At 28.4% G+C, this 12,706-nt stretch carries 8 protein-coding genes, 1 tRNA gene and 3 riboswitches; of the genes, 7 read left to right on the forward strand and 2 right to left on the reverse strand.

All coding sequences use genetic code 11. From position 1 onward, the window contains the following. Positions 1-29: 29 nt before the first annotated feature. Positions 30-137, reverse strand: a riboswitch (SAM riboswitch). Positions 138-227: 90 nt separating this feature from the next. Beyond that, the gene (locus tag IC174_RS06325) at positions 228-1,214 is read right to left on the reverse strand and encodes a lipoate--protein ligase (protein WP_227482415.1); all 987 of its coding nucleotides are present in this window, start codon (positions 1,212-1,214) and stop codon (positions 228-230) included. 168 nt (positions 1,215-1,382) lie between these two features. Further along, positions 1,383-1,559, forward strand: a riboswitch (Lysine riboswitch). A gap of 144 nt (positions 1,560-1,703) precedes the next feature. Here IC174_RS06325 and IC174_RS06330 point away from each other — a divergent pair. From IC174_RS06330 to IC174_RS06360, 6 genes are all read left to right on the forward strand, one after another. Next, positions 1,704-3,434 (forward strand): Na+/H+ antiporter NhaC family protein, encoded by a 1,731-nt coding sequence (locus IC174_RS06330; protein ID WP_227482416.1) that lies wholly within the window; start codon positions 1,704-1,706, stop codon positions 3,432-3,434. Positions 3,435-3,545: 111 nt separating this feature from the next. Further along, positions 3,546-3,626: transfer RNA gene (locus IC174_RS06335), tRNA-Leu, on the forward strand. A 658-nt stretch (positions 3,627-4,284) separates the two neighbouring features. Further along, positions 4,285-4,389: riboswitch (glycine riboswitch) on the forward strand. Between the two features lie 207 nt (positions 4,390-4,596). After that, entirely contained in the window at positions 4,597-7,071 is a 2,475-nt protein-coding gene (gene gcvPA, locus IC174_RS21065; protein ID WP_255612882.1) for an aminomethyl-transferring glycine dehydrogenase subunit GcvPA, read from the forward strand. After that, a complete protein-coding gene (gene gcvPB, locus IC174_RS06350; RefSeq protein ID WP_227482417.1) occupies positions 7,071-8,528 on the forward strand; it encodes an aminomethyl-transferring glycine dehydrogenase subunit GcvPB in 1,458 nt (485 codons plus the stop codon). The genes gcvPA and gcvPB overlap by 1 nt, the downstream gene beginning before the upstream one ends. 170 nt (positions 8,529-8,698) lie before the next feature. After that, a complete protein-coding gene (locus IC174_RS06355) occupies positions 8,699-9,253 on the forward strand; it encodes a DMT family transporter (protein WP_227482418.1) in 555 nt (184 codons plus the stop codon). Between the two features lie 233 nt (positions 9,254-9,486). Beyond that, positions 9,487-11,844: an HAD-IC family P-type ATPase gene (locus IC174_RS06360; protein ID WP_227482419.1), complete on the forward strand. Its 2,358-nt coding sequence runs from the start codon at positions 9,487-9,489 to the stop codon at positions 11,842-11,844. Between the two features lie 96 nt (positions 11,845-11,940). On the opposite strand, the gene IC174_RS06365 is transcribed toward IC174_RS06360, so the two are convergent. Continuing rightward, positions 11,941-12,258, reverse strand: coding sequence for a pyrimidine/purine nucleoside phosphorylase (locus IC174_RS06365; protein WP_227433130.1), 318 nt, complete (start codon positions 12,256-12,258; stop codon positions 11,941-11,943). Positions 12,259-12,564: 306 nt separating this feature from the next. On the opposite strand from IC174_RS06365, the gene IC174_RS21360 reads away from it, so the two are divergent. Next, the gene (locus tag IC174_RS21360; protein ID WP_413927179.1) at positions 12,565-12,699 is read left to right on the forward strand and encodes a hypothetical protein; all 135 of its coding nucleotides are present in this window, start codon (positions 12,565-12,567) and stop codon (positions 12,697-12,699) included. Positions 12,700-12,706 lie beyond the last annotated feature (7 nt).

Consider the following 12,706-nt stretch of genomic DNA (forward strand, 5'->3'; position numbering starts at 1 on the left):
TGTAAACTCAGGCTTTAAAAGCTAATTTAAACTCATCTTTCAGTACAATACTGCAGGATTTAGCACCAATGTATATTAAAAAATATACTGGTTGCTGGGTTTCACAGGGCCAGTCCCTTCACCACTCTGGATAAGAAGTATTAATTTTTAATTATGTTATACATATTAGCATGATTTTTTGTGTCTGTAAACATAATTTTATAAATATTTTAAAGTTTTTGTTATTTCTATTTAACACCCAAAATTCCAGAAACTAAAATATTAGTATCAGCACCCAAGAAATAGTCATTTATTTCAATAGCATCTAAAATAGATCTCAATGAATTCTCCTCATGCTTTGTACCAATAAGTTTATCTTCTACAAAAGATACATCACACTTCCCAAAGAAATCTCCAAAAAACTTTATACTAGTTATTATACCTTTATCAACATTTAAATTAAATTCTACATTTCCACCAGCATATTTTAATTCATTTGAAAGGGAGTATTTTGGTGAATTACCAAAATTCCAATCCCAAGTTTCATATTTTGATTTAGTAAGTTTTTCTATTTCTTCTATGTCATATTTACTTAGAGAGTAATTTGTATTACCAGTATTTGTTGAAGAAAGATAATTCATTATAGCATCTTTAAACTCAAGTATATCCATATCAGACTGTAAATGTTCGCTTATATTGGTTACACGAGACTTTACAGATTTTATGCCTTTACCTTCAAACTTTATGGGTTTTACTTTTAGTGCATTTGAAAGGTCATTTATTTCAGATGAAAATAAAAGTGTCCCATGATGCATCACTTTATTTTTATAGTTATGTTGAGCATTTCCAGAGAATTTTTTACCTTCTATAAGAAGGTCATTTCTTCCAGAAAACTCAGCATTGACATCTAAGGTTTTAAGCAAGTCTATTATTGGTTGAGTGAATCTTCTGAAATCACTAAAGCTATTATTATTACAAGCTATAAATGTAAAGTTTATATTTCCTAAATCATGAAATACAGCTCCTCCGCCAGATTGTCTTCTAACAACTGGTATTGAATGTTCTTTTATATATTCTAAGTTTATTTCAGAAAGTGTATTTTGATTTTTTCCAACGATTATAGAAGGTTCGTTCCTCCATAAAATAAATAAATCTTCGTCAAAGTTTTTAAGTAGATATTCTTCCATTGCTAAATTAAAATAAGGGTTTGTTTTTTCATTGTAAATTAATAACATTAAAGTAATTCCTCCATATAATTGATAAAATTTTTTTAGCTGATTTTAGTACAATTATTTTTATAATTCGACAATAATATAAAAAATCCTTTAAAGTAAAATTTTTAAAACTTCCTTGCAAATTTTAAATAAATAATATATACTCAAAATATATTTAATAAAAGTGAATAAAAGGGTAGAGGCGCAATAATCTATCAGTACCAATAAGGAGTTAAGCACAAAGAATTATTGGGAAAGGGGATATTGCCGAAGTTTTATAATCGATGCTTTAAGATTATATTGCTGGGGGTACATAAAATATATGTACAACTGTCACAGGTTTATTTGTGGTGAGCTATCATTTAAGGAATTATATTATATTTGTTTTTAGTATTATCAATGTATTGTAATGTTTAAGCCTTGAGTGTTTACCACTCAAGGCTTTTTTATTTTATCATAACCCATAATACCCTATATAATTCACAAAATTAAAAAGAGAGGGAGATTTATATGAGAAATAAAAAATTTAACATTATTTTTCTGACGACAATTATGTTTATAATGTCAACTGTAATGGTATTTGCAGAGGAAGATATAGATACCATTGCACTGGCTAACGCAGAAAAATTTGGAATTTTAACTTTAATACCACCATTAGTTGCTATAATACTTGCATTTATAACTAAAAATGTAATAATTTCTTTATTGCTAGGAATTCTTTCTGGAAGTTTTATAATTCAAGTCAGTGGAGTTAATGTATTTGCTGCATTTATACAAGCGTTTTTAGACTTAGTAGATAGAGCTTTAGTATCTCTATCAGACCCGTGGAATGCAGGGATAATACTACAAGTCTTAGCAATTGGGGGAGTAATAAATCTTGTTGCCAAGATGGGTGGTGCTAAGGCTATAGCTGAAGCACTTGCAAAGAGAGCAAAATCAGCTAAAGGTACACAGATTATAACTTGGTTTTTAGGTCTTTTAGTTTTCTTTGATGATTATGCTAATTCATTAATTGTAGGACCTATGATGAGACCAGTTGCAGATAAAATGAAAATATCAAGAGAAAAATTAGCATTTATAATAGATGCTACAGCAGCACCAGTTGCTGGGCTTGCTATAATATCTACATGGATAGGTCTTGAAGTTGGTTTGATACATGATGCTTTTGAAAGTATCAGTGTAGATGTTGATGCATTTGGCATATTTTTAAATACAATACCATTTAGATTTTATAACATATTAATATTAGCATTTATTGTAATTTCAGCGTTATTATTAAAAGAATTTGGACCAATGAGAAAAGCTGAAATAAAATCTAGAAGTAGAAAAATTGGTACAGACCTTGATGAAGGTGTTGAAGAGTTGGATGATTTAGCTCCAAAAGATGGAGTGAAATTAAGTGTATGGAATGCTATAATTCCAATAGGTACATTAATAGTAGTTGCACTAGCATCATTCTATTATAGTGGATATACATCTATAATGGGAGGAGAAGATAAGACTTTAATACAATTATTTACAAATTCGCCATATTCTTTTGAAGCAATCAAAGAAGCGTTTAGTGCATCTGATGCATCTAGAGCATTATTCCAATCTGCATTAGTTGCAAGTTTAGTTGCTATTATAATGGCTGTAGTTAAGAAGATTTTTACAGTATCAGAAGCAATTGATGTTTGGATAGATGGTATGAAAAGTTTAGTAATCACTGGTGTAATATTAATACTTGCTTGGTCATTAAGTTCAGTAATAAAAGAGTTAGGTACAGCTAAATTCTTGATACATTTATTATCAGGTTCACTGCCTCCATTCTTACTACCAAGTTTAATATTTGGATTAGGAGCAATAATATCTTTTGCTACTGGAACTGCTTATGGAACAATGGGTATACTTATGCCACTTGCGATACCACTTGCATATTCACTAAATCCTGACATGTCTTATGTAATAGTAAGCACAAGTGCAGTTTTAACAGGTGCAATATTTGGAGACCATTGTTCTCCAATTTCAGATACAACAATACTTTCTTCAATGGGAGCTGGATGTAATCATATAGACCATGTTAATACTCAAATGCCATATGCTATATTTACAGCAGTAATTACTATTGTATTTGGATATATACCAGCTGGATTTGGATTGCCAATATATATAGTATTGCCAGTTGCTATAGCAGCTGTATTTGTAGGTCTTCAAGTTATAGGTAAGAGAGTTGATGAAGCAGAAATAGAACTTGCAGAATAAGGCTGTAAATGAATTTTACCTTTTATTATCATTATTTTGTTTATTTTTAGATAATTTAAAAAAGTTATTGAAAATAATAGCGAAATATAGTAAAATAAAAGAGTAATATAAGCGGATATGGCGGAATTGGCAGACGCACTAGACTTAGGATCTAGCGCCATTGGCGTGGGGGTTCGACTCCCTTCATCCGCACTTTACAGTACTTAGTTGTGCTGAAAAAAAACTGGGGTTGCTGGCTTTCGGAGTGGGCTATCCCGTTTTTATTTTTTGATAAATAACTATATTAAATTAATAGGGATACCTAATGATAGGAATTTGCTATATTGTTATTTTTAGAAAACTTGTAAAAAAGCTCAATAAGTTCTTTTTGTTATACAAAAATAAAATTACATATACAACATTTAAAATGTATGTAAATAAAGGTATAAAATTTTATAGCAATGTATTTTAAAAGTATAAAATGATTAAAATTTTAAGAAATATTCAAATCACATAACCATTCAATAGTTGTAATTCTATTAAAAATATTCTATTTTAAAAATCTTATTTTTCACAAGTTTAAAATTGTAAACGATTTCATCAAGTGTATGAATATACTTTTAACATGTTATAGTAAATCTCGATACAAATTTACATTTGGTTCTTTGTGTGTTATTTTAATAATAAATTAAGTGAAAATGTTATTTTGCATTAATATATAATATGTTTGCAGAAGAGTGAATAATATAAAAGAGAAATAATTGATAATAAAAACTTAACAAAAAAATTAATACATAAAAAAAAATAAATATAATGTGTTGACATTTGATTTAAATATTCATAAAATAAAATTGAAAATAAATATTTCCAAGTGAGATTAGCGAGAGAGACCTTTATACAAAAAGGCGCCGAAGAAGAAATTTAAGAAATGCCAATTCTTAGAGAAGCTTTCAGGCAAAGATATCGCTAATTGATGGGACTCTGGAGAGACTTAAGTTAAATACTATAAGTCACCGAAGAAGCAGAATAATATTAAATTATTAAATCTTTCAGGTATACAAACAGGGATATATAGGCTAGGATTATTTCCTATGCTTATATATTTTTTTTTATGGGAAAATACAGGACATAATGGCGAAGTTGCTTAAATAGAATAAGTTTAGTTTTATAGGGAGGGTTATATATGAATGAATTAAAAAGAGTACCTTTGTATAATACACACAAAGAGCTTGGTGCAAAGCTTGTTGAATTTGCTGGTTGGGAAATGCCTTTAGAATATGAAGGAATAAACAAAGAGCATGAAATGGTTAGAAAAAGTGCAGGTATATTTGATGTATCTCACATGGGAGAGATAGAAGTAAAAGGAGTAGAATCAGAAAAATTTATACAAAATCTAGTTACGAATGATATAAGTGTATTAAAAGTCAATGACATCATATATACACCTATGTGCTATGAAAATGGTGGAGTAGTTGATGATTTATTAATATATAAGTTTGGGGAAGAAGATTATTTGTTAGTAATAAATGCAGGAAATATAGACAAAGATGTTGCATGGATAATGAAGCAAAGTGAAGGGTATAAAGTAAATATAAAAAATATATCTAATGAAGTTTGTCAATTAGCAGTTCAAGGACCTAAAGCAGAAAAAATTCTTCAAAAAATCACGGACATAAATTTAGAATCAATAAAATTTTATAAGTCAATGCCAAAAATAAAAGTATCTGGATACTCTTGTTTAGTTTCAAGAACAGGATATACTGGAGAAGATGGTTTTGAAATATATTGCAAAAATGAACATATAAAAGCAATTTGGGATGAAGTCCTGAAAGTTGGAGGAGAAGATATATGTCCAGCTGGTCTAGGTTGTAGAGATACTTTAAGATTTGAAGCAGCTCTACCTCTATATGGACATGAGATAAATGAACACATATCTCCACTTGAAGGAGGATTATCTGTTTTTGTAAAAGTAAATAAGGAATCATTTATTGGCAAATCAATCTTAGCAGAAGAAAAAGAAAATGGGATTAAAAGAAAATTAGTAGGATTTGAAATGCAAGGTAAAGGGATGCCTAGAAATGGATATGATATAAAAGTTGGAAATAAAACAGTTGGTTTTGTAACTACTGGGTGTGCATCTCCAACAACAGGAAAAATCTTAGGAATGGGAATTATAGATGCTGAATATGCAAAAGCAGGAAATGAAATAGGTATAGCAATTAGAAAAAAAGTTGTTCCTGCTATAACAGTTAAGAAGCCTTTTTATAAAAAACAATATAAAAAAGATAATGTTGTAGTAAATAAAGAAAATAAATTTTCATATATACCTGCCACAAATGAAGATAAGGAAAAAATGTTAAAAGTAGTTGGATTAAACTCAGTTGATGAATTATTTTCAGATATACCAGATGAACTAAAATTAAAAAGAGATTTAAATCTAGATAGTGGAAAATCTGAATTGGAAGTTAGTAAAATAGTAAAAAGATTGTCAGAGGAAAATTTAAGTCTAGAAGATTTAACTTGTTTTCTTGGAGCTGGTGCATACGACCATTATATACCATCAATTATAAAGCATATAACTTCAAGGTCCGAATTTTATACAGCATATACTCCATATCAAGCAGAAATAAGTCAAGGAACTTTGCAAGTAGTGTTTGAGTTCCAATCTATGATTGCAGAAATTACTGGTATGGAAATTGCAAATGCATCAATGTATGATGGAGCGACTGCTGCAATAGAAGCATGTATAATGGCAATGAATCAAACTAGAAAAAGTAAAATAGTAGTATCAAAAACTACACATCCAGAAACTTTATCAGTACTAAAAACTTATTTACAATATAAAGATTGTGAAATAGTAGAAATTGATTTTTGTAATGAATATGGAACTACAGATATAGAAAAATTAAGAACTTCTGTAGATAAAGATACAGCATGTGTCCTTATACAAACTCCTAACTTCTTTGGGATTATTGAAGAGATGGAAGAAATAGAAAAAATAACTCATGAAAATAAAGCCATGTTAATTATGAGTGTTGACCCAATATCATTAGGTGTTTTAAAAACACCAGGTGAAATAGGAGCAGATATTGTTGTTGGAGAAGCTCAATCACTAGGAAATCCTCTTAATTTTGGAGGTCCTTATGTAGGATTTTTGGCTAGTAAATCTAAATATACAAGAAAAATGCCTGGAAGAATAGTTGGGCAAAGTTTAGATACAGAAGGGAAAATTGCATATGTATTAACTTTACAAACTAGAGAGCAACATGTAAGAAGAGAAAAAGCAACTTCTAATATATGTTCAAATCAAGCTCTAAATGCTCTTGTAGCATCAATATACATGGCTACTATGGGTAAAGAAGGATTTAAAGAAGTTGGTATGCAATCAATGAAAAAAGCACACTATGCTTATAATAAACTTGTGCAAACAGGAAAATACAGACCTATATTTAAAGGCAGATTTTTTAAAGAATTTGCAGTACAAGGAAATTATAATATAGACACTATAAACGATAAACTTTTAGAAGAAAATATATTAGGTGGTTATAATTTAGAACACAATTATCCAGAATTAAAAAATTCAACTTTACTTTGTGTAACTGAAAAAAGAAGTAAAAATGAAATAGATAAGTTAGTTGGAATAATGGAGGGGTTATAATGAAAGAATATAATAGTTTGTTGATAGATATATCTAAAAAAGGTAGAAAAGCATACTCACTTCCAGAATTAGATATAGATGATATAAAAATAGAAGATATGATTGACCCAACTATGGCTAGACAAAATGAATTAAACTTACCAGAAGTTGGTGAATTAGAATTAGTTAGACATTATACTTTATTGTCAAATAAGAATTTTGGTGTTGATACTGGGTTTTATCCTTTAGGTTCTTGTACAATGAAATATAACCCTAAAATTAATGAAGATATGGCAGCACTTCCAAACTTTACTGGAATGCATCCATATCAATCTTCAGATACAGCACAAGGGTCTCTTGCTCTTATGTATGATTTATCAAATAAACTTGCAGAAATTACAGGTATGGATGAAGTGACACTTCAACCTTCAGCAGGTTCACATGGTGAATTTACAGGTCTTATGCTTATAAAAGCGTATCATGAAAATAGAGGAGACTATAAAAGAACTAAAGTAATAATTCCAGATTCTGCACATGGAACAAATCCAGCAAGTGCAGCTATGGCGAATTTTGATGTAATTCAAATAACGTCTGATAAAAATGGTGCTGTAGATATAGATGCATTAAAAGAAGTTTTAAATGGTGAAGTAGCAGCCCTTATGCTTACTAATCCGAGTACTCTTGGGCTATTTGAAAAAAATATAAAAGAAATAGCTGACCTTGTACATGAAGCAGGTGGTCTTTTGTATTATGATGGTGCAAACATGAATGCTATTATGGGAATAACAAGACCAGGAGATATGGGATTTGATGTAGTCCATCTTAATCTTCATAAGACATTTTCAACTCCTCATGGTGGCGGTGGTCCAGGGGCTGGACCTGTTGGAGCAAAAAAAGAGTTAGTGTCTTTTTTACCAATTCCAATAATCGAAAAACAAGAAGATAAATATGTATTAAACTATGATAGACCAAAGTCTATTGGAAAAATTAAAAATTTCTATGGAAACTTTGGAGTCCTTGTAAGAGCTTACACATATATATTGACAATGGGAAGAGATGGACTTAAAGAAGCTAGTGAAATGGCAGTTCTAAATGCTAATTATATAAAAGAAAGTATAAAAGATGATTATATTTTACCAATAGACACTTTATGTAAACATGAGTTTGTATTAGGTGGACTACCAAGAGGAGAAGCAAATATAAAAACTATTGATATAGCAAAGAGATTGTTGGATTATGGATATCATCCTCCAACAATGTATTTTCCTCTTATTATAAATGAAGCACTTATGATAGAGCCTACAGAAAGTGAGAGTATAGAAACATTAGATAGTTTTATTGAAGCTATGAAGAATGTCGCCAAAGAAGCTAAGGAAGAGCCAGAATTACTAAAAACTGCTCCACATAATACTTTAGTTAAAAGAGTTGATGATGCAAGAGCAGTGAAAAAGCCTATATTAACATGGTCACAAAGATAAGTAATTAAAATAATAAATAATTTAAATATACAAAAACTTTGTATTTGTATTAAAAAGCTATCTAAACTATTTTAAATTAGATAGCTTTTTTGTATATATGTTGACATACATGGTATGTACTGTTAAAGTTTTTTATATATTACTAGAAAATGTAAGGATTTAAATCCCTCTTGATTTTATGTATGTTTCAACCATTTCTATATTTTATGCTTGAGACATTTGGAGTTAAGTATACATCTACATCAGAAGTTGGAGTTATGATATCTATGATACCAGTAGTTACAGGGATTATGGGAATTATATTTTTAAATGAAAAAATGAACTTAAAACAAGTAGTGTGTATCGTAATTGCAGTTTTTGGAGTTATAATAGTAAATTTACAAAATACAGTTAATCAAACAAGTAGTATACTTGGAAGAATAATGATACTTGCGGCAGTAATTTGTGCAGGTGCATATGGTGTATATGTAAGAAAATTATCTAAAAGTGAATTTACACCAATTGAAATAACAGCAGCAATGCAACTAATTGGAACAATATCATTTACATCAATATTATCAAATATCGCTACGGTAGTATCTATATTTGCAGGAGTATTTTTACTGAATGAAAAGTTCAATTTTTATAGTATTGTAGGAAGTATGCTTATAATAATTTCAGTTATAGGAATGGTTATATATGGTAAAGGAAAACATGAAGATTTGGAAATTGAATATATAAACTAGTTTTATTTTATAGGGAATAAACCTATTTATTCTTTTAACTTAATTTAAACTTAATAAGAATATATCGAAATTCATAAAAAATTTAGGAAATCTTAAGAATTATGATATTTAAATCTTTAGATTTATGTTTTATTATATAAACTACAATAAGATATATTAAACTAAATTAGAATTTTACAATATATTTATAGATATTACTATTAAAGAAAAAGTTAAGTTGAAAGGAGTATAATATGGATAAAGTTAACTTAAAAAGATATAATTGTGATATAAATGTTGGATTAAACAGTGAACAACTTAAAAGTAGAAGAGAAGACAATTTAATTAATGTATTTGACAATGGAAAAACTAAAACATACAAGCAAATTTTTAAAGATAATATATTTACACTTTTTAATCTTATAAATATTGTTTTAGTTTGTTTGCTAGTTTCAGTTGGCTCTTTTAAAAATACCTTATTTATATTTATTGCTGTAATTAATACTATTATTGGTGTGATTCAAGAAATAAGAGCAAAAAGATTGTTGGACAATCTATCTGTTATAGTATCAAGCAAAGTATCTGTTATAAGAGAAAAAGAGAAAATAAAGATTGATGTTCAAGAATTAGTGCTAGACGATATTATGATTTTAAAAACAGGAAATCAAATTTGTGCTGATTCAAAAGTTTTAGAAGGAAAGTTAGAGGTAAATGAATCTCTAATCACAGGAGAATCTGATATTATTGTAAAAAGCAAAGGTGATTTTTTATATTCTGGTAGTTTTGTAGTTTCTGGAGATGCATTTGTAAAAGTTGAAAATATAGGAAAAGATAACTATGCAAATAAGATAGCTAGTGACGCTAAAATTTCCAAGAAACACAATTCTCAACTCAGAAATTCATTAAATGCAATATTAAAAGTTGTTGGTGTAATAATTATTCCTTTAGGAATTATATTGTTTGTAAAACAACATTTTGGAAATGGAGATTCTATAGTAACATCTGTAGTAGGTACTGTGGCAGCTGTAAATGGAATGATACCAGAAGGATTAACTCTGCTTACAAGTATTGCCTTAGCTGTTGGGACAATAAAACTTGCAAGCCACAAGACTTTAGTTCAAGAATTATATTGTGTAGAGACTCTTGCTAGAGTTGACACATTATGTCTTGATAAAACAGGTACAATTACAGAAGGTAAAATGCAAGTTGATGATGTAGTAATGCTTGAAAAAGTTGATGTAAATGAGATTATGGGAAATTTGTGTAATTCTCTTAAAGATGATAATGCGACATTAAATGCTATAAGAGATAAATATGATATTTCAGATACGTATAAAGTTAAAAATTTGATTCCATTCTCATCAGCAAGAAAATACAGTGGTGTTGTTTTTGAAAATGAAGGTACATACTTAATAGGAGCCTTTGAGTTTATTTTTAAAGATAGATATAAAGACTTAAAAATAGAAATTGAAAAATATTCTAAAGCAGGAAATAGAGTAATAGCTTTAGCTCATAGTAACTCTTACATGGAAGATAATAAGATACCTGAAGATATAAAACCGCTTGCTTTTATATTGATATTAGATAAAATTAGGAATGAGGCTAAGGAAACTTTAGAATTTTTTTATAATGAAGGTGTAGATATAAAAATTATATCTGGAGATAATCCAATAACAGTAAGTGAAGTAGCAAGAAAAGCAGGTCTTAAAACAGCTAATAGATTTATTGATGCAACAACACTTAAAAATGATAAAGACATATACGATGCTGTTGATAAATATAGTGTTTTTGGAAGAGTAAGCCCACAACAAAAGAAACAAATGATTGTAGCATTAAAACAACAAAATCGTACAGTAGCAATGACAGGAGATGGTGTAAATGATGTGTTAGCACTTAAAGAAGCTGACTGTAGTATTGCAATGGCATCTGGAAGTGATGCTACCAAAAATGTTTCTAATTTAGTTTTATTAGATTCAAATTTTGCATCCATGCCAAAGGTTGTTATGGAGGGGAGAAAGGTAATCAATAATATTCAAAGAGCATCTTCTTTGTTTTTAGTAAAAACAATCTTTTCATTCTTCTTATCACTATTAACATTATTTTTCTTTAGTAGACAGTATCCATTTGTGCCAATTCAATTATCATTGATTGGAGCTGTAACAGTAGGTATACCATCATTCTTTTTAGCTCTTGAGGCAAATAGAAGTAGAATTTCAGGAAATTTTTTACTTAATATATTAAAAAATGCTTTACCAGGAGCATTATGTGTAACATTAAATGTAATTATTGTTTACAATATAGTCGAATATTTAGGTTATAGTTCAAGTGTATTTTCCACAATGTGTGCTATATTAACTGGTATATGTGGTCTTTTAATACTAAGACAGCAATGCTTGCCATTTAATAAAGAAAGATTATTTTTAATTGTAAGCATGACCATAGCATTTGTTATTGGGATTCTATTTTTAGGTGGATTATTCTCATTTGTAGCTCTAAGTAAAGAGCTAATCCTTATAACTATGGTATTAGCAGTGTTAATGCCGATTATGATAAAAGTTATGTTATTTGTATTAGATGAGATACTAGACACAATAGTTCCAGATTTAAACTAATTTGAGCAATATAAAAAAAAGAGCAACTTAATATTAAATATAGTTGTTCTTTTTTTATTTACATTAAATTTTATATAAGAATATCATATATATTTATTAATCAGCTATGTATGAACAGCAATAGTCAACAACTTCATTAACTTTTAAATCAAAACTTGAATCAGAAGGAACATTAAATTTTTGACCTTCTTTATATGTCACAAATTCATTGCTTCCAGGTAGTTTTACATCCATGCTTCCAGCAAGCATTTCCATTATTTCTTCTTCTCTAGTAGAAAAAGTATACTCTCCAGGTAACATCAATCCTAAAGTTTTTCTTTCTCCATTAGGAAATATTATTACTCTACTACTTACTTTACCATCAAAATAAACGTTTGCTTTTTTTACTGCAGTAACATCTTTAAATTCACTCATTAGACAAATCCTCCAAAATTATTTACTCATATATATTATATAGAAATAATATAAAAATTGCTATATATTTACAAATAAAATTTAGTATTTATAAAAAAAATTAATAAAGATAAAATAAGAAAAAATTTAAAAAATGAATGGAAAAAATTCATATTGTTATTATATTGGCTTCGCAATTTTATAAATATAATATGAAAAGTACTTAGGAGAAGTACCATATGCTACACATCAAAAACATAAAGATAGTGTATAATCTAAATATGTTATACAATCTAAAGTTTATAATTATAGAAAGAGGGGATAAGCTTGTCAAAGAGAATATTGGTCATAGAAGACGATATAGATATCCAAAATATAATAAAAACATTTTTAGAAAATGCAGATTATACTATCATAACAGCAAATAATGGTCTTGATGGAATTGAAAAGTTTAAAAAGTAACAATTTG

This window comes from Clostridioides sp. ES-S-0001-03 (assembly GCF_020676075.1).
GTDB lineage: Bacteria > Bacillota > Clostridia > Peptostreptococcales > Peptostreptococcaceae > Clostridioides.